Annotated in this window: 16 protein-coding genes, 1 pseudogene and 1 riboswitch; of the genes and pseudogenes, 4 read left to right on the top strand and 13 right to left on the bottom strand. The window is 65.6% G+C overall.

Annotated features, from left to right (window positions below; genetic code table 11):
* Positions 1 to 95 precede the first annotated feature (95 nt).
* The 3 genes from BHS09_RS18440 to sugE form a co-directional block, all read right to left on the bottom strand.
* The gene (locus BHS09_RS18440; protein ID WP_237078385.1) at positions 96 to 797 is read right to left on the bottom strand and encodes a hypothetical protein; all 702 of its coding nucleotides are present in this window, start codon (positions 795 to 797) and stop codon (positions 96 to 98) included.
* Between the two features lie 174 nt (positions 798 to 971).
* A complete protein-coding gene (locus BHS09_RS18435) occupies positions 972 to 2,171 on the bottom strand; it encodes an MBL fold metallo-hydrolase (RefSeq protein WP_140791728.1) in 1,200 nt (399 codons plus the stop codon).
* 61 nt (positions 2,172 to 2,232) lie between these two features.
* A complete protein-coding gene (sugE, locus tag BHS09_RS18430) occupies positions 2,233 to 2,553 on the bottom strand; it encodes a quaternary ammonium compound efflux SMR transporter SugE (RefSeq protein WP_140791726.1) in 321 nt (106 codons plus the stop codon).
* A 17-nt stretch (positions 2,554 to 2,570) separates the two neighbouring features.
* Positions 2,571 to 2,634, bottom strand: a riboswitch (guanidine-III (ykkC-III) riboswitch).
* A gap of 205 nt (positions 2,635 to 2,839) precedes the next feature.
* Between sugE and BHS09_RS18425 the strand changes: the two genes are divergently transcribed.
* On the top strand, positions 2,840 to 3,457 hold the full coding sequence (locus tag BHS09_RS18425) for a hypothetical protein (RefSeq protein WP_237078384.1): 618 nt from the start codon (positions 2,840 to 2,842) through the stop codon (positions 3,455 to 3,457).
* Between the two features lie 41 nt (positions 3,458 to 3,498).
* Here the strand turns inward: BHS09_RS18425 and BHS09_RS18420 are convergent, their stop codons facing one another.
* Positions 3,499 to 4,641, bottom strand: a complete 1,143-nt coding sequence (locus BHS09_RS18420; RefSeq protein WP_140798470.1) for a hypothetical protein — start codon at positions 4,639 to 4,641, stop codon at positions 3,499 to 3,501.
* Between the two features lie 198 nt (positions 4,642 to 4,839).
* On the opposite strand from BHS09_RS18420, the gene BHS09_RS18415 reads away from it, so the two are divergent.
* Positions 4,840 to 5,844, top strand: coding sequence for a formylglycine-generating enzyme family protein (locus BHS09_RS18415; RefSeq protein ID WP_140791720.1), 1,005 nt, complete (start codon positions 4,840 to 4,842; stop codon positions 5,842 to 5,844).
* A 5-nt stretch (positions 5,845 to 5,849) separates the two neighbouring features.
* Here BHS09_RS18415 and BHS09_RS18410 read toward each other — a convergent pair whose 3' ends face one another.
* The 4 genes from BHS09_RS18410 to BHS09_RS18395 are packed head-to-tail and all read right to left on the bottom strand — an operon-like array spanning position 5,850 to position 9,485.
* On the bottom strand, positions 5,850 to 6,851 hold the full coding sequence (locus tag BHS09_RS18410) for an NAD(P)H-quinone oxidoreductase (RefSeq protein WP_237080421.1): 1,002 nt from the start codon (positions 6,849 to 6,851) through the stop codon (positions 5,850 to 5,852).
* Positions 6,838 to 7,365, bottom strand: a complete 528-nt coding sequence (locus tag BHS09_RS18405) for a MaoC/PaaZ C-terminal domain-containing protein (RefSeq protein WP_140791717.1) — start codon at positions 7,363 to 7,365, stop codon at positions 6,838 to 6,840. Before BHS09_RS18405 ends, BHS09_RS18410 begins: the two co-directional genes overlap by 14 nt.
* Complete coding sequence (locus BHS09_RS18400; protein ID WP_237080420.1) at positions 7,362 to 8,252, bottom strand: HpcH/HpaI aldolase/citrate lyase family protein; 891 nt, start codon at positions 8,250 to 8,252, stop codon at positions 7,362 to 7,364. Before BHS09_RS18400 ends, BHS09_RS18405 begins: the two co-directional genes overlap by 4 nt.
* An 18-nt stretch (positions 8,253 to 8,270) precedes the next feature.
* A complete protein-coding gene (locus BHS09_RS18395; RefSeq protein ID WP_140798469.1) occupies positions 8,271 to 9,485 on the bottom strand; it encodes an aminotransferase class I/II-fold pyridoxal phosphate-dependent enzyme in 1,215 nt (404 codons plus the stop codon).
* 109 nt (positions 9,486 to 9,594) lie between these two features.
* Here BHS09_RS18395 and BHS09_RS40310 point away from each other — a divergent pair.
* Positions 9,595 to 10,174, top strand: a pseudogene (locus BHS09_RS40310) (ATP-binding protein).
* A gap of 84 nt (positions 10,175 to 10,258) precedes the next feature.
* On the opposite strand, the gene BHS09_RS18385 reads toward BHS09_RS40310, so the two are convergent.
* Both BHS09_RS18385 and BHS09_RS39925 read right to left on the bottom strand, forming a co-directional pair.
* Positions 10,259 to 10,756: a hypothetical protein gene (locus tag BHS09_RS18385; protein WP_140791711.1), complete on the bottom strand. Its 498-nt coding sequence runs from the start codon at positions 10,754 to 10,756 to the stop codon at positions 10,259 to 10,261.
* Between the two features lie 328 nt (positions 10,757 to 11,084).
* Positions 11,085 to 11,207: a hypothetical protein gene (locus BHS09_RS39925; RefSeq protein WP_257792147.1), complete on the bottom strand. Its 123-nt coding sequence runs from the start codon at positions 11,205 to 11,207 to the stop codon at positions 11,085 to 11,087.
* 254 nt (positions 11,208 to 11,461) lie between these two features.
* Between BHS09_RS39925 and BHS09_RS18380 the strand changes: the two genes are divergently transcribed.
* The gene (locus BHS09_RS18380) at positions 11,462 to 11,779 is read left to right on the top strand and encodes an amidoligase family protein (RefSeq protein ID WP_237080418.1); all 318 of its coding nucleotides are present in this window, start codon (positions 11,462 to 11,464) and stop codon (positions 11,777 to 11,779) included.
* A gap of 248 nt (positions 11,780 to 12,027) precedes the next feature.
* Here the strand turns inward: BHS09_RS18380 and BHS09_RS18375 are convergent, their stop codons facing one another.
* The 3 genes from BHS09_RS18375 to BHS09_RS18355 form a co-directional block, all read right to left on the bottom strand.
* The gene (locus tag BHS09_RS18375; protein WP_140798468.1) at positions 12,028 to 12,576 is read right to left on the bottom strand and encodes a dihydrofolate reductase family protein; all 549 of its coding nucleotides are present in this window, start codon (positions 12,574 to 12,576) and stop codon (positions 12,028 to 12,030) included.
* A 371-nt stretch (positions 12,577 to 12,947) separates the two neighbouring features.
* Positions 12,948 to 14,666, bottom strand: coding sequence for a serine hydrolase domain-containing protein (locus BHS09_RS18360; protein WP_140798467.1), 1,719 nt, complete (start codon positions 14,664 to 14,666; stop codon positions 12,948 to 12,950).
* A gap of 489 nt (positions 14,667 to 15,155) precedes the next feature.
* Entirely contained in the window at positions 15,156 to 16,817 is a 1,662-nt protein-coding gene (locus BHS09_RS18355; RefSeq protein WP_161605162.1) for an FG-GAP repeat domain-containing protein, read from the bottom strand.
* Between the last annotated feature and the right edge of the window lie 140 nt (positions 16,818 to 16,957).

The following is a 16,957-nucleotide window of genomic DNA, read 5'->3' as shown; positions in this document are numbered from 1 at the left end:
GCGACTGCTTTCCCAGTGCAAATTCACGCCGGGCATGGACTTCGCCTGTCACAGGTCGGCGTTGAATCCAGATACTGACGCAGCTCCCCCGGCCGTCAGAATGTGGCCCCGAACCGCAAGAGGTCCAGGTTCAGGTCCACGACGAACTTGTCCTTCCAGCCACGCGCCTGCTCCCGGGCAAAGAGCCACCCGGGGTCGACTCGCTCGCGCTGCTGGTTCCAGCTATAGCCCACGCCAACGCCGATCACCGGGGCCAGGAAAGAACGCGAGCGGCGGGACGTCTTCCGGTACCCCACGTCGAACCCGAGGGAGACCTGTCCGCCCGTCTCCATCCTCGTGCCCTCCGCCGTCACTGGGATTTCCGTCCCACGCACGGTCTGATGCGTCACCATGCCACTCAGCTTGGGCTGGATGAAGAAGCCATCGCCGCGCTCGCCCGGCCAGGGCGTCCACGCCAGGCCCACCGTGGCCCGGAGGGCTTGCAGGGTGCCGCAACGGGGCATGGCGTCTCCGTGGAAATTGGTGCACCTCTTGCGCGCCAGCATGGGTCGGAGTTCGAAGACTCCGTCCGTTGTATCCGTCAAGGGCACGTTCATGCCCACCGGCAGCGAGACATTGAGGCCCACGCCCAGGATTGGCCCCACCAGCAGCAGGCTCCAATCCATGAAGGAGGCCGTCCAGATGGCCAGCCCGGCGCGCTCCGCGCGAGGGGCCTGCGGCACCGACGAGGCCTCCACGCCTTGAGCCTTCCCGACGCCCGCGCACAGGAGCACCGCTACGAGGACCGTTCGAGTCATGCTCGGCCGCACTGCACGTCCCATACCCAACGACAGACATCTCAGTGCATCGTCTGTAGAACTTGTATTCCGGCCGAAGAATGACAGAGCGGTCATACGCGACCACCGGATGACCAGGACGTGGTTGTCAGGGTGCCAACTGACGTGTGGTGACGTCAGGGCCTCGGCGAGGCATCAGGGCGCGTCGCCAGCGACCGCCGCCGTCTGGACCGTGCTCCACCAGGCAGTGTCCGCCCGCTCCCGCGTCGGCTCCACGGGGCGGCCCAGGACAGGCGTGAGCAGACTCACGCCCCGCTCGCGTGCCTCGACCGCCAGCTCGTTTGCCGGAGCATCCCAGGCGTGCAGCGCCAGATTGAAGGTCCCCCAGTGGATGGGCAGCAAGGTGCGCCCCCGCACCATCTCATGCGCCTTCAGCGCCTGCCGGGGCCCCAGGTGGATGCTTCCCCAGGATGGATGGAAGGCGCCCACCTCGAACATGGTGACGTCGAAGGGACCGAAGCGGCGGCCCACCTCCGCGAACTCCTCCGTCAGCCCCGTGTCCCCGCTGAAGAAGACCCGATGCCGCGAGCCCAGCAGCGTCCACGACGTCCAGGACGTGCTGTTGCGGTCCGTCAGGCCTCGGCCGGAGAAGTGCTGCGCGGGCGTGGCCACCATGCGCAGGCGTCCCTCCCCTTCCCCCAATGACACCTCCTGCCACCAGTCCAGCTCCACCACGCGCTCCGCCGGAACGCCCCACTTCTCCAGGTGCGCCCCCACGCCCAGCGGCGCGTAGAACTTCACCTGACGCGGCACCATCGCCCGGATGGTGGGCATGTCCAGGTGGTCATAGTGGTCATGCGACAGCAGCACTGCGTCCACGTCCGGCAGCGCGTCCAGCGGAAGCGGAGGCGGATGAAACCGCTTGGGCCCAGCAATGGTGGACGGCGACGCGCGCTCGCCCCAGATGGGGTCTGTGAGGATGCGGAAGCCGTCAATCTCCACCAGCAGCGTGGAGTGGCCGAGCCACGTTACGCGCAGGCCGCTCTCCGGCTGCTTCGCCAGCGCCGCGGCCACGTCCCGTTCCATGGGCAGCGCGGACGGCGGTGTACGCTGCTGGGTGCCGAAGAGCATCTCCTTCAACGTGCCCCAGTCCGGTCCATTCTGCGGCAGCCTGGCACCGGCGGTGTTGATGAAGATGCCGTCCTGGTAGCGCGACGATGCCTTCATCCGCTCCAGGCGCGCCCCATCCGCACGCGCCCCGAAAGACTGGAGGCCGTCCGTCGTCGTCCACGTGAGGAGGGCACCCACGACCGCGCCCAGCCCCATCACGCCCAGGGCATACCGCCACAGGCCCCGCCGCTTCGGACGACCTCCACCCAGGAACGCATCGCGCATGACCCCCACGTGTAGCGCTGCCTTCAAGGCAGCGCCTGGGAAATCAGCACCGAAGGGCCACCTACCGGCCGCTGGTGACCTTCAAGCCCACGATGGAGGTGAGCAGCAGCACCAGGAAGAAGATGCGCGCGGGCGTGGCCGGCTCATTGAAGAGCACGATGCCCATGATGGCCGCGCCCACTGCGCCAATGCCGACCCACACACCATAGGCCGTGCCAATGGGCAGGTTCTTCGTGGCGATCCCCAAGAGCACCATGCTGGCGACGATGGCGGCGCCCGTGAGGACGCTTGGTACCAGCTTGGTGAAGCCCTCGGTGTACTTGAGACCGATGGCCCAACCGACCTCGAGCAACCCCGCGATGATGAGTAGAATCCAGGACATGACGTACGACTCCCGTTGTCGCGTCGTCTTGTCCTGACCGGGTACGGCGCGCCTCGTCCGGGCCAGACACCCTCACGATGAGGCCGCTGGCGTCCCCCTCTATAAAGCCACGCGATTCCCGTTTCAACCCGGCCGGACAATGCCACCGCACCAAGTGGGGCCCGGCGGTGGGACACAGGCACGCTGGGGAGGGCTCGCGGAGATGCCTTGCCGGCTCGCCTTGAACCGGCCTGTCCGCGGCCCCAGCTTCCTGGCGGAACAACCCCGTCTGTTGGAGGCGCTCGAAATGAAACGAATCCAGGCACTGGTCGTCGCGGGCGCGTTGTGCGGAGGCACGGCGCTGGCCAAGAACGAGTCCGACATGCGCGGACTCACCGTCACCGTGGGCGGCGGCGTGGAGGGCTACAGCGGTGGGCTGGCCCCCCGAATCGATCCGGGCGCGGCGTACGGCGCCACGGCCACGCTCAAACCGTCCACCGTGCTGGGCATCGAGCTGGGCTACACCGGCGCCATCAACAAGCTCGACCGGCGCGGCCTGGAGGACCTGGCACGAAACCCGGACATCGTCCGCAACGGAGGTCAGGCCGTGGCCACCATCGGCCTGACGGCGAGCCCCGTGCAGCCGTACCTCCTCGGCGGCCTCGGCATGAACTGGTACAACGTCCGCCGCGGCGCGGAAGCGCTGGGCTACCGCGACGACACCGCCGGCGCCGTGCCGCTGGGCGCGGGGCTGCGCTTCTACACCGGCTCCTTCACCGCGGACCTGCGGGCCAACTACAACCTCCTCTTCAACCAGGAGCTCGTCCCCACGCTGCCGCCCGCGGAGAACCAGCCCCTGACAGATGTCACGTTCGCGGGAGGCTCCAGCTACAACGCCACGCTGAACGTCGGCGCCACGTTCTGAGCGCATCGGCAGGACCGGGCCCGGAGCCCTCCGGGCCCGCGTCACCTCAAGCCATCGTGGATGAACTTGAGGACGGAGATGAACTGCCGGTCCATCACCAGCAACATGAGCAGTGGCGCCAGCGCCGCCCCCACCACGGCCAGCAGGGCCATCTTGTCCCAGAGCAACAGGCGCATCCTCCGCGACAGGGTGAAGGCCGTGCCGATGTCCGCCAGCGAGGACATCTCCGGCGCGCCCAGCAGCTCCGACTCCGGTCCGCCCCGGAACCACTTGTGTTCGAACTGCCGCGAGTGCTTGGACGCGACCTTCGAGAAGTCCTCGTCACCGATCCGCTTCGCTCGCACGAGCTGAGGCACGAAGAAGCTCATCGGCGCGAACACCAGCACCACCGCTCCGGCCGCGATGACCACCAGCGGAATCACGTAGGCCGTGGGGTTGGCCGACAGGTCCTTGGGCTCCACCCGGGACGTGTATGCCGCCACCACCACGGCCAGGGAGAACACCACGGGCGAAAAGCTGGCCTGGCAGATGGGCAGGAACCCGAGCCCGCCCATCATGTCCGGATGTGTCGGAACCAGGGTCAACGGCAGACGTGACACACGCAGCAGGAAGGCGCTCCACACGACGCCACGCCAGAGCCACCGGAGCGCCAGGAAACGGAACAGGGGTTGGCTCACGGCGAGGTTCCACCACCCCGCCATGGAGAACCCGTCGCCGCTGAGGGTCCACGTCCGGGTGGGGTCAGCCGGGGTAATGAACGTGAGTGCGTACGCCAGGATGAGCAGCAGCGCCTCCACGATATAGCTGTCCCGCCACCGCATGGCGCGCCGGGCATCCGCTTCGAACGTCTGGAGGCCGTCCGTCGCCACCAGGTTCGAATTGAGGAACTGGCGGACCGCGAAAGCCAGGCGGCCGTCGATGTAGGGCTCCGCGGCGAGGAGCGCGGGCAGCGCCACCAGCAACTGCGCATGAACCTGGAGTTCCTTGAACAGGGAGCCCACGGTCGGCCCGCCCGAAGGCAGCGTGAAGAGCAGCAGAGGCAACCAGCCGATCGCCGAGAAGGCCAGCGCCCGCAACACGGGGTCATAACGCTTGCGCGGACCGCGCCGGAGCCGGCGCTCGGTCTCGAAGAGCAGCCCGCCCTTCACCAGGGAGAATTCGGCAATCGTCGAGTGCGGGTCCATGAGGCGCCGTCTCCACGGTGGGGATGCGTCCAGGAACCCACAAGCGGCCCCCGGCCGGGCGCCAGGGACGACCGGCAGGAGCAGGCGCGGACACGAGGCCTACCCCCGAGGGCCGGATTGTTCCGTGCCGCGCGGCCCCCACGTTTGCTGCCGGGGCACGGCGCGCCCCTCCGTTCTCGCAGGGAAGGAGGCACGCACATGAGCATCGACGTCATCGACGAAGTCGCGGCCCAGGGCGGCCGGCCCCTCGAGGACGGCGCGGGACAGGAAGCCCGCTCGCTGCCGGGCATGGTCTACATCCCCGGTGGGACATTCTGGATGGGCTCGGACCACCACTATCCGGAGGAGCGGCCGACGCACCAGGTGACGGTGACGGACTTCTGGATGGACAGCCAGTTGGTGACGAACGCGGACTTCGCGCGCTTCGTGGATGCCACCGGCTACGTCACCGTGGCCGAGCGCCCCTTGAACCCCGACGACTTTCCCGGCGCGAATCCAGCGCTGCTCGTCCCGGGCTCGCTCGTCTTCAAGAAGACGCTCGCTCGCGTGGACCTGCGTGACCTGACGCAGTGGTGGCTCTACACGGCGGGCGCCTGCTGGAAGCACCCCGAAGGCCCGGACAGCACCTGGCAGGGACGCGAGCAGTACCCGGTGGTGCACGTCTGCTTCGAGGACGCGCTCGCCTATGCACACTGGGCGGGCAAGGCGCTGCCCACCGAGGCGGAATGGGAGTACGCCGCGCGCGGGGGCCTGGAGCGGAAGGTCTACGTCTGGGGCGACGAGTTCGCGCCGGGTGGCAAGCTGATGGCCAACACCTGGCAGGGCGAGTTCCCCTGGCAGAACCTGAACACGGACGGCTTCGAGGGCACGTCCCCGGTGGGCAACTTCCCACCGAACGCCTACGGCCTCTTCGACATGGCCGGCAACGTGTGGGAGTGGACCTCGGACTGGTACCAGGAGCGGCACGAGGGCAACGGCGGAAAGCCCTGCTGCATCCCCGTCAATCCGCGGGGACCGGCCACATCGGATCGCAGCCTGGACCCGTGCCTGCCGAAGGTGAAGATTCCCCGCCGCGTCCTCAAGGGTGGCAGCCACCTGTGCGCGCCGAACTACTGCCTGCGGTACCGCCCGGCGGCGCGCTCACCCCAGGCAGTGGACAGCGGCACGTCGCACATCGGGTTCCGCTGCGTCGTCCGCCCCTGAGCCGCCTACAGCTCCAGGACAATCTTCCCGAAGCTGGCATTGGACTCCATGCGCCGGTGCGCGTCCGCCACGCGCTCCAGCGGAAACGTGGAGTCGATGATGGGATGCACCCGCCCCGCTTCCAGCTCCGGCAACCACCGCTCGCGGAAGCGGCGCGTGACGGCCACCTTCTCTTCCAAGGGCAGCGGGCGCAGCGACATGCCGCGAAGCTGGAGCCGGCGCAGGATGGCCTGCCGCACGTCCAGCGCGCCCTCCATCCCCTCCAACACGCCTAGCAGGAGCAGGCAGCCGCCGAACTTCAACACGGACAGGTTCCGCGCCAGGGCCGCGCCGCCCACGAAGTCCGCCACCATGTCCACCCCCGCACCTCCCGTGAGGACGGACAGCTCCCGCGCGAAGTCCTGCTCGGTGCGCAGCACGCCCGCCTCACCGCCCAGGGCCAGGCAGCGGCGGCGCTTCTCCTCGGTGCTCACCGTGAAGAACACCCGCGCGCCCACCGCGCGGGCCACCTGGATGCACGCGGTGCCAACGCCACTGCCTCCCGCGTGGATGAGCACCGACTGGCCCGCGCGCAGGCCGCCCTGCTCCAGCAAGGCTTCGTGCGCGGTGAAGAAGGCCTCTGGTGTCGCCGCCGCCTCCACGAAGCTCCAGTGGGCCGGCATGGGGATGGCCATCCCCGCTTCCATGAGGCATGCCTCCGCGTAGCCTCCACCATCCACCAGACCGAAGACTCGCTGGCCGGCTTCGAAGTCACGCACCTCAGCGCCGCACGCCTCCACCTCGCCCGCGACCTCCACGCCAATCAGCGGGCTGGTCACACCTGGTGGCAGCGGATAGGCCCCGCTGCGCTGGAGGATGTCGCCGCGGTTCAGAGCGGACGCGCGCACCCGGACGCGGAGCTGACGCGGGCCTGGCGCTGGACGCGGCAGCTCGCACAGCCGGAAGACCTCCGGACCGCCGGGCCGGTCCTGCGTCACCGCGCGCATCCCCGCTTCAGTAGTTCGCATCCACGTCCACACTGTGCTTCTTGAGCGGCACCAGGAACGAGCGCTCGAACGTCATGAACACGGTGCCGTCCGCCTTCACGCCTTTCGTCTCCACGGAGACGATGCCCTGCGTTCCACGGGAGCGGGACATGCGCTTGGCCAGCACGCGGCTCTCCGCGTAGATGGTGTCTCCCACGAAGACGGGCGCCGTCAGCCGGACCTTGTCCCAGCCGAGGTTCGCCACGCCCTTCGCGCTGGTGCTGTTGAGGCTCATGCCGCCGACGATGGCCAGCGTCACCAGGCTGGACATCAGCGGCTTCTTCCACTCCGTCTTGCTGGCATACACCGCGTCGATGTGCAGCGGATGCGTGTTGAGGCACAGCAGGGACTGCCACATGTTGTCCACGTCGGTGAGGGTGCGCCCCGGCCGGTGCTCGAACACGTCTCCCACTTCGAAGTCGTCGAAGTAGAGGCCGTGCGTCTCGCGGTAGCGCTGCTTGCCCACCTTCTTGTGGGCGGTGACCATCTTCTTCATGTGTCTCCTGTCCTGGCGCCCTGCCGCCGGGGCGTAGACTCCAGTTCCTCCATCCGGTGCTCGTTGGCCAGGACCCGCCGCGCCGCCGCCACCAGCGGAGGCCCCACCATGGCGTTGCCCAGGCGCCGGATGCCGCCCTTCCCATCCTCCGCCTGCGCCACCACGCGGCGCGCATGGTCCACCGAGCGCGCGCACGGACGCAGGGCCCGGTGGACGGCGGCCACCTGGGCCGGGTGGATGACAATCTTCCCGACGAACCCCAGCGCCCGGGCGCGGCGCGTCTCCTCTTCCACCGCGTCCAGGTCCGCCAGGTCGAAGCACGGTGAGTCGATGGCGGACAGCCCCGCCGTCCCCGCCGCCATGGCGATTCGCGAGCGCGCGTACAGCATGGGTTCCCACGTCAGCGGGATTCCAAGCTGCGCGGACAGGTCGGCCGATCCGAACACGAGCCCCTGGAGCCGCGGCGTGGCGGTTGCGATGTCATCCACCGAGGCCACACCCCGAGACGTCTCGATGATGGCCAGCAGCGCCACGTCCGGCAGCCGGGGACTCAGCAGCGCGTCGAGTTGTTGCAGCTCGGCGGGTGACTCCACCTTGGGAAGCAGGACGATGTCGGGCCGGGCCCCCGTGTCCAGCAGGGCGAGCACGTCCCGGAGCCCGTCCTCCGTGCGAAGGCTGTTGATTCGCAACGCCATGGGGCCCGAACGGCGGCCTCGCGCCAGGTGCTCGGTGGCCAGGCGGCGCGCCTCGGACTTGAAGGCCCAGGGCACGCCGTCCTCCAGGTCCAGCAACCCCACATCCGCGCCCACCTCGGCCGCCTTGTCGAAGCGCGTTGGCTCCAGGGCGGGCGTCACCAGCATGGACCTGCAAGCAATGGACAACGGCATGACGCCACCTCCACTCACTCAGGCTGTGGGTGCGGAAATCTCCCGCACGGCGTCGCACAAGCGCTGCACGTCCGCCTGCGACAGGTTGGACCGCAACATGATGCGCAGGCCCGCGCGTCCCTTCGGAACGATGGGGAAGAACACCGCCGACGAATAGAACCCGCGCTCCAGCAGCCGCCGCGAGCGCTCCACCGCGACTTCTTCCGGGCCCACGTCGATGACCTTGATGGGGAAGTCCTCGCCCGCGGTCCGCGTTGGTATGCGCTCGTCGAAGAACCGGATGTTGGCGCGCAGGGCCTGCTGCCGCTTCGCCAGCTCCAGCGTGCCGTGGATGCGCGCGGAGGCCATGCTGGCGCCAATGGCCGGAATGGACAGGCTCTGCGACCAGCCCAGCGGCCCGGCGAAGCGGCCCACCAGGTCCGCGTGCTGACTCGGCCCGAGCATGACAGCGCCACCCGCGGTGCCGAAGCCCTTCCCCAGTGACGCGATGATGATGGTGCGCGGGTTCAGCTCGCTTCCCGCAAGCGTCCGCACGAAGCCTTCCCCCTCCTCGCCATAGACGGAGAGCGCATGGGAGTCATCGAAGTAAAGAAACAGGCCGTAGCGGTCCTGGAGCGCGAGCAACTCCTTAACCACCGCCGCGCCGCCCATTGAATAGAAGCCGTCCGCGACGTAGGCCACGCGCGCATGTTTGCGACAGGCGTCCTCGACGAACTCGAGGTCGTTGTGCGGCGACGTCAGCACCTCCGTCTCGTCCGCGCAGATGGGCTTGATGAGGTTCATCGAGAAGTGCGCGGACTTGTCGAACACCACGACGGGCCGCGGGCCCTCCGGCAGCAGGTGCCCGGAAGCGATGAGCGGCAACAAGCCCGCGCTGGCGTAGCTCGCCGTGGTGGTGACGATGACCTTCGAGCGCCAGAGCGTGGACAGCCGCGCTTCGAGCTCGTCCAGGATGGCCAGCCGGATGCGCAGCCGGGAGATGGCCATGTCCATGGTCCGCTCGCGCTGGAGCACGTCGATGGCGCCCTGAAGCACCTCGGGCTCGGCGTCCAGGCCCAGGTAGGAACACGAACACATGTTGATGAACTCGCGGCCGTCCGGCAGCGCGAGCGTGCCGTGCCCGGTGTTGTGGACCGCCAGGTCCAACAGCCCCGCCTCCTTCGCCGCCTGGAAGGACGGGTTGCCGTGGAGAATCATCGACTCGCTGTTGCGGTACCGGTTCTTCCCTTCCATCGACGCCTCCTTCAAGAGCGCGCGCCGACCATGTTCTGACTATTCACGCCTTGCTGGGAAGACCTGCCCTTGAATTGCTCACGAGCCATCGTTCGCGCGCACAACCGCAGTGGAAACTTGGAGTCAGAGCCCAGGTGCCGGTTTGACCCGCCCATGTCAGACGGGGTTGCTACGCGCGCATCAGAAGTCCGCTGAGCCCGCTTGGTATGTAGCCGGGCATGCGTGCGCCGCGGCAGACGCCAGGTCTCGCCCCCAAGGCGTTGTCAGCTCGGCACGTCAGCCGAGGCGACTTCTTCTCAGACACAGGGGGAATCGCCGCCTCGTCTTCGAGCTGGCCACCGGCGGCTTCGTGGAGCGAACCGATGACGCGCTCTTCCTCGGCCCTCCAGGCCCCGGCAAGAGTCACATCGCCCAGTCCCTCGGCCGCGCCTTCATCCAGTCCCAGGGCCACCGCTGCCGAGGACCTGCTCGAGCTCATCATGCGCCGCTGCGAGAAGGCCGCCACCCTCATCACCTCCAACCGGCCCGTGGAGGACTGGGGGAAGCTCCTGGGCGACAACGCCGCCGTGGCCGCCATGCTCGACCGTCTGCTGCACCATGCCCACGTCTTCCAATTCGGTCCCCGCTGCTGGCACACCAAGGACACCAAGGGGGCCATGGAGGTGCGGACCTCTGAGTCCGCGGGGTAGGAGTCCTCCTGTCTCGGTCCTCTCCCTTTGGCCGGTTTTCACGTGACCATTGAGGCTCACCCCTCGGCTGACCCGCGCCCAGTATCACTGCTTGGTAGCCAGGATGGGACAATCTGGGCCGCAGGGCTCCTTCTCCCAGACGAGGATGAGGCCACCGTCGTCGCAGCCTTTGCACCCCTCTCCGTCGCATTCCGGGCAGTCCAGCGCGTCGAAGTTGTGCTTCTCTTGCAGGTGTTCCATGCCCACGAGCGCCCCTGGCTTCGCCGGGTCTGCTTTATCAAGAGAGAATATCGCGGTGACATGTTCCTGCTCGTCCTTCACGTCGCTGTCGTCCCCCTGGGCGCGTGACGAGAGGAACTTGTGGAGGCCTATCCTGAGGCCGTCAAGGACGAACAGCACCCCAAATAGAACGAGTAGGAGAATCCCCCGGTTCTGCATCAGGAAATCCAGGTCGATTCCGAGGAACGTGTTTGTCCATGCGGTTTGCACGACGAGTATGGCGAGAAACGCCACGATCATAGGGCCCCGTACCGAGAGAGCACTGGTTGCCCACCGGGAGATTCTTTCCGAAGTCATTTTCATGTCGCGTTGTCCTAGAGCGTGACTTTTTCGTCGCCGAAAACCTGCGCAGGCGCGCCAGGCGCTTAGCACACGGCCCATATCGACACCACTCTGGATGCCGTCTCCGCCAGCCCTGGGGGACATACCCCTAGATTGACGCGGGATCCGCCACAAGACACACACGACTTCCGTCCCTGTCGTGAGACATTCCGGCTCTCGCCGGCGTGAATGGCTCCAGGATGAGGGCCTTCTTGAGAGGGCCGGTGAGAGCAGACTTGGAGTGCAGTCTGTTGCCCGCCCAGCGCGCAGGCCTGCTGTATGCCGGTGCGAGCAGGAGGCTAATGACTGCTCACCCGCGTTGACGCACCGTCTGCCGCAGCTTTGACGCGTCCAGGGCGCAGCGATCGAACTTCGGGTTAGGGACACCATCGAAGGCGTCACCCAGCGCGATGCAGAGAATCGGTTCATTCATTGCGGCGACTCTGTTCCGTGCGGATCTTCGCCGCCCAAACACACTGAAGTTCCGCCTGCTGCCCAACGCAGGCGGGCCGGCCGCGCTCCAGCTTCAGAGAGCAGGCGTGAACCCTTGCGATTTCACGCAATCAATCCAGACACCGAAATCCACCCACCAGACGTCGAAGATGACTTGCCTCATTCGCACACCAGAGCGCGTATGTTTTTCGCGACGGGCGCCACAGCCTCGCGAGAATGCGAGAGGCAAACGCCATGAAGACGCTCCGGTTTGGGATTGAGATTGAGACGGTTGGGCACAAGCAGGAGCGCCTCCTGGAGACAGCACTCGGGGTAAGCGCGGCGCGGCTGGTCCGGAACTGCCGCCCCATCGACGCGGCCATCCTCCAGCGGCTGGAGGCCCGGCGCCCGCGCAACCTACAGGAGGTGAATGAGGCTTGGTACGGGCGCCGCAACAGCATACTCAACCGCTACGACTCCAGCCGCTACCACGGCCTCAACCTCAACAGCCTCTTCTTCAGAGGCACGATTGAATTCAGGTACGTCAACGGCACGATGCACGCGAACGAGTGATCTGCCCACGGGGCCCTATGACCCGGACCTCCGAGACGAGGACCAATATCCGTTCTCGATCGTCCTCCCGGCTCAGCCCTAATACCTGACCTACCCAAAATCCGGTCGCTGCGTCATGCGCGCGCCAAGGCTGCGTTCAGCAGTGCGTCAAGGCGAGTGAGAGAGGCGCGCGCAGAGGGCATCAACAGCTCGGCGAGTCCGCCCAGGCGACTTCTTCCCTGATACAGGGAGGGGCACAAGCCCGATGGCTACCTTCTCGGCTCATACCGCATCGCCACCGCCCCCGAGTCGAACTCCAGCCGGCTCACAAGCTTCAAGTCGACATGCTTCGATAGCCCCGCGAACAAGGTCGGCCCATGACCTACGAGCCTGGGATGCACCACGAACTCGTACTCATCGATCAATCCCAGCTCCGCCAACGCAAGAGGGAGCTTCACGCCTCCCACGAACAATCCCTTACCCGGCTCCCGCTTGAGCTGCCGAACGGCCTTCTCCAGATCCCCGCGCACGAGCTCCGCGTTCCAATCGACCCGCTCCAGGGTGCTCGACACGACGTACTTCTTTGCCGCGTCAATCGTCCGAGCGAAGGGTTCCATCCAGTCAGGCATCGCCCCCGTTCGCGTCGGCGGTCGAAATGCTGCCTCCATCATTTCGTAGGTCACCCGCCCAAAGAGGAGGGCATCCGCCTGGTCGAGATTCTCGCGCGCGTGACGATGCAGGTCTTTGTCCGCGAGTATCTCACGATGATCGCAGCACCCGTCCAATGTGACGTTGATGGAGTACCGAAGGGGTCGCATTACGTAAGAATACCGTCGATGGGGTTGTATCTACCCAAAATCCGGTCGCTGCGTCATGCGTACGTCAAAGGCGAGTGAGCGCGGCGCGTACGGGGCCACCGAGTTCCTGTAGCGGCGAAGAAGGAAGGTGGAGCAATGGGGAGGCGGTCTCGGGCCATACCAAGCTGCCGCGACACGCGGCCGGCTCGAGCGCTTTCCACCCACATCGATGACTGTGGGTGGAAAGCGAGGGGGCCCCCGGGGTGCGGGTGATTCTGGAGCACCTGGGCTTGCCCGCGGCATGTGCGAGGTTGGCCCCGGCACGAGGGCCACGCGGGAGCCACCTGGGTGGATGAGCCGGTGGTCGTGGATGGCCCGCCCGTCACCAGGAGTCAGCGTCGGCCTGAGTCGCTCGTGCTCACGGCAGGTGGCTGAGGTGCCGGGCCCACGCGGTCAGCGCGCAGACGGCGAAGACGACGGTTGCTGATCATCAGCCCGTCGACTCCACCAGAAGCCGCCCGCGTGAAGGACACCGCGCCCAGCGAGCCGAGGAAACGGGCCCCTCCCACGGCGTCCAGCATGACCTCGTCCCGGCGGGACCATTGGATGGCCAGCCTGCCGTCCGCGATGCGCACGGTGTAGATCGTGTCGAGCTCGTCGCTACGATACTGGCCGACGAAGGCAGCGAGTTCGGCGTTCGTGGGCAGGGGCTCGGACACACGGATGAAGTCACGCGTCGTAGGCCACGCGTCCCGGATGCTCAATTCACGCGGGCCACCGGCCTTGGCCGGCGCGGAGAAACGCCACACATGCGTGGACTCGCCCGGGCGGAAGACGCCCTGGCCGATGTGCACGAACGGCTTGGGCACGCCGACCTGGCACAGCGCCCCGTCCTTGACCTCCAACCTCATCACTTCATCCGTCTGGGGACTCCAGTAGGCGCCGGCCAGCGCGGGCAGCTCCGTCTCTGGCAGAGCCACGGCGGGCGGCATCGTGTCCTTCATGACGTCCCCCAGGTAGACCTCGGCCACCTTCCACGCGAGGTCCGTAGCCTCAAGCGTCGAGCCGTTGCACAACGTGACGACAGCCAGCCGCTGGTCCGGAAAGAGCGTGGCCTCCGTGCGGTAGCCGGCATCCATGCCGTCATGGCTCACCGTACGCAGGCCGCGATACTCCGACAGCCGCAGACCACTGCCATAGCCGGTGACGGTGCCGTCGTTCAGCTTTCCGGAGGTCTGCATCAAGGCGACCAGCGCCGGACCGCCCACGCGTCCGTCGAGCAGGTTCTGCTCCCACTTCAGGAGGTCGACGACCGTGGAGTAGAGGTTGCCTGCGCCGTAGTGGTCGCTGTTGGACATCTTGAGCCGCCAGCCTCCGCCCTCACGGGCGGCGTAGGCCGAAGCACGCCGGGGCACGACCTCGCTCCGGTCATCCTGAAAGTGGGTGTCGGTCATCCCGAGCGGCTTGAAGATGCGCTCGTCGGCGAACACCCGCAGCGACTTGCCGGACGCGCGCCGCACGATGATCGCCAGCAGCGTGTACGCGGCATTGCCGTAGAGAACCTCCGCGCCCGGCTCGAAGTTCACCCCGCGCTGCCGGGTCAACGCCCAGAGGATGTCCGCCTCGGTGTACACGTCGTCGTTGCGCCAGCCGGCCATGTTCAGCAACTGGCCCTGCTCGCGCAAGCCATTGGTGTGGTGGAGCAGATGCGCGACCGTGATGGGCTTCTCGCGGACCGGCATCTCCGGCAGGTACTTGCGGATGTCGTCGTCCAGCGAGAGCTTGCCCTCCTGCTCCAGGAGGCGGATGGAGAACGCGGTGAACTGCTTGGAGATGGAGGCGATGCCGAAGATGGACCGCGGCGTGAGGGGAATGCCGTATTCCAGGTTCGCCATCCCATGGCCGCGCGCGTAGTCCACCACGCCATCGCGCGAGACGCCCACCGCGCAACCGGGTGTGCTCTTGCCGCTCCAGGGCGCGAACACCGCGTCGACGCGTGAATGACGCGGGGCCCGCGAGCCGCGAGTCGCCTGGGCATGAGCGCTGGGGCCTGACAGCCCCCACGCGACAGCGAAAGCCACCAGCAGGAGAAAGGGACGGGGAAGTCGCATGCGAAGAAGGCTCCTTGCACGGGTCGCGGCTGAAGGCCGCCGTGCAAGTCAGAGGATTCCTCACCCGGTTCCCCCCAGCCGGTCCTCTCTGCGAAGTGCCTCCTGACACCGGTGAGTCGCGCGCATCCGGCGGTGAGCGGCAGAAAGCGCCCCACCGGGCCGGTTGGGCGCCACGCTGCTGGCCACCTTGCAGTGGCTGGGCGTCATCCCGTCCGCCTCGGCCCCTCTCCGAACCTCACCCCGGCAGTGCAGGAGTTGAAGCGCATCGGCTGAACCCTCTCACGCGACATCTACCTTGACGCTCACCGCGTCCGCCTCGGCCCCTCTCCGAACCTCACCCCGGCAGTGCAGGAGTTGAAGCGCATCGACTGAGTCCTTTCACGCGACATCTACCTTGACGCTCACCGACACCATCAGCCCTTCAATCCCCCGGCAGCCCAGGTCCCTGGGCTGCCGGGCCAGACATTCAACCAAACCGCCGCAGTTCAATTAGCGGCGGTAAATATACCCACTCACCAAATTCAATCCCGGCAGCCATGTAACATACGTAGAGGGAGCTACCAATAGAGTAGGCCCCCCTCCATGGCCGTATCGAATCTCAACCGCCCCCGTCGAATGCAACAAGAACAAATCGGTATAGCCGTCACCATTGTAGTCACCAGGAGCCAACGTCACCCCCGCGCCCCAATACTGGTTGCTTCCCGAAACAAAACTGGGAAACTCCACACCTGGCACACCGGCATGCCAAGCCGTATACCCATCACTCAATCTATACACAAATAGGTCAGATCGCCCATCACCATTGAAATCACCCACAACAAAATCAAACCCAACAGCACCCGAAGTAGTGGCATTCAGGGAGAACGTGAGAGACCCCAATCCCGTCGCCCCGAATCGAATCTCACCATTCCCAGTAGTGGTGTGATACAAGAACAAATCCGTAAGACCATCACCATTAAAATCCCCCGGAACAAACTTCAGACCAGGACTCCACACCTCTTGCGACGCCGCACTGAGATGAAGAGACCCAAAACTAGAACGACCATATCGGATTTCAACATTGCCCCAAGGATAATAGATGAACAAATCCGAATAGCCATCCCCATTGAAATCACCCGGCACCAGGGTCAACCCGAGTGTCCACGCCTCAATCGTAGCTGGCGTTGAGTGCAACCCATCCATGCCCACATCACCAAACATCATCGACACAAACCCGGTCGCAGCCTCATAAAGAAGCACATCCGTCATCCCGTCGCCATTGAAATCCCCTGGAATAAAATCCAAGTCCCCCCCCAGGACCCTCTGCGATGACAAACTAAAAAGAAACGGGTAGAGATTAGCCTGGCCGTACCGAATCTCCATCGCCCCTGACGACACATCAAAGAGCAGGAGATCGGAGTAGCCATCGCCATTAAAGTCGCCTGGCACGAATTTGCGACCCGGCAACCACAAGTGCCGAGTCGGCGCACTAAAATACAACTCCCCCATCCCAGTCCGGCCAAAACGAGTCTCCACTTCTCCAGTCTGCGGATTCTGGCGAAAGAGATCCGAGTAGCCATCACCATTAAAGTCAGCAAAATACTTCGTTCCACCACTTCCTGTGGTAACTGGCCCAGGGCCGGGACCTCCCCCGCCAGAACCGGGAACATACCATTTAATAATCAGGCGAATTGACAATTGCGAATTCGCATTCATAGCCACTACCGTTGGAACTGCCTCCCACTCCCCGCCATTAACCAGCCTTCCAGCCCAAGGAGCCATCACAGGCAGCGTCGACATGGGATACCAAACATGCCCATTTGCATAGCTTCTAAATATGGCATTAACCCAACCAAGGTGAACCAAGTCAATGCGACTAATAAGTATATTCTGTCCCAATGGAGGGCCCGCCAAATAGATCGACTCAACAACGGCATTACTTGGCGCAGCGCCTTCAATGCTTGAAGTCCCAGTCGTCGCCGTCCAGAGAAAGTTAATCGCAATCGTACCGGTCGTCGACTTGGGGCAACTTGAGCACTCCTCCAATGCAACAGAGATAGGGGGCAACTGAACCTCCCCTCTTGCAACCGCAGGCATCGAAACGAGAGTCGCAAGCACCCCGCCAACAATCATGGACAACGCCATCGACCGCAAATGCATGTTCTTTTTCATTTCCCCTCCCAAGTGGTCAGCCGGCCCCAATGTCATGCGGTCCCAGCCTCACAGGCGACTTACTATTGCCCGAGGAGAATTTCCAGACACCCATCTATAATGGAAACGTCCGTCCAGACAACCATCAAACCAATTGACAT

This window comes from Myxococcus xanthus, from assembly GCF_006402735.1.
GTDB classification, from domain to species: domain Bacteria; phylum Myxococcota; class Myxococcia; order Myxococcales; family Myxococcaceae; genus Myxococcus; species Myxococcus xanthus_A.
The sequence above is the reverse complement of the archived record's forward strand: the minus strand, read 5'-3'. Positions and strand labels throughout refer to the sequence as shown.

Coding starts and splice junctions, on each gene's coding strand:
- BHS09_RS18415 (WP_140791720.1), top strand. CDS start 4,840: ATGAGCATCGACGTCATCGACGAAGTCGCGGCCCAGGGCGGCCGGCCC.
- BHS09_RS18385 (WP_140791711.1), bottom strand. CDS start 10,756: ATGAAAATGACTTCGGAAAGAATCTCCCGGTGGGCAACCAGTGCTCTC.
- sugE (WP_140791726.1), bottom strand. CDS start 2,553: ATGTCCTGGATTCTACTCATCATCGCGGGGTTGCTCGAGGTCGGTTGG.
- BHS09_RS18425 (WP_237078384.1), top strand. CDS start 2,840: ATGAAACGAATCCAGGCACTGGTCGTCGCGGGCGCGTTGTGCGGAGGC.
- BHS09_RS39925 (WP_257792147.1), bottom strand. CDS start 11,207: ATGAATGAACCGATTCTCTGCATCGCGCTGGGTGACGCCTTCGATGGT.
- BHS09_RS18405 (WP_140791717.1), bottom strand. CDS start 7,365: ATGAAGAAGATGGTCACCGCCCACAAGAAGGTGGGCAAGCAGCGCTAC.
- BHS09_RS18375 (WP_140798468.1), bottom strand. CDS start 12,576: ATGCGACCCCTTCGGTACTCCATCAACGTCACATTGGACGGGTGCTGC.
- BHS09_RS18400 (WP_237080420.1), bottom strand. CDS start 8,252: ATGCCGTTGTCCATTGCTTGCAGGTCCATGCTGGTGACGCCCGCCCTG.
- BHS09_RS18380 (WP_237080418.1), top strand. CDS start 11,462: ATGAAGACGCTCCGGTTTGGGATTGAGATTGAGACGGTTGGGCACAAG.
- BHS09_RS18435 (WP_140791728.1), bottom strand. CDS start 2,171: ATGCGCGATGCGTTCCTGGGTGGAGGTCGTCCGAAGCGGCGGGGCCTG.
- BHS09_RS18410 (WP_237080421.1), bottom strand. CDS start 6,851: ATGCGAACTACTGAAGCGGGGATGCGCGCGGTGACGCAGGACCGGCCC.
- BHS09_RS18440 (WP_237078385.1), bottom strand. CDS start 797: ATGACTCGAACGGTCCTCGTAGCGGTGCTCCTGTGCGCGGGCGTCGGG.
- BHS09_RS18420 (WP_140798470.1), bottom strand. CDS start 4,641: ATGGACCCGCACTCGACGATTGCCGAATTCTCCCTGGTGAAGGGCGGG.
- BHS09_RS18395 (WP_140798469.1), bottom strand. CDS start 9,485: ATGGAAGGGAAGAACCGGTACCGCAACAGCGAGTCGATGATTCTCCAC.
- BHS09_RS18355 (WP_161605162.1), bottom strand. CDS start 16,817: ATGAAAAAGAACATGCATTTGCGGTCGATGGCGTTGTCCATGATTGTT.
- BHS09_RS18360 (WP_140798467.1), bottom strand. CDS start 14,666: ATGCGACTTCCCCGTCCCTTTCTCCTGCTGGTGGCTTTCGCTGTCGCG.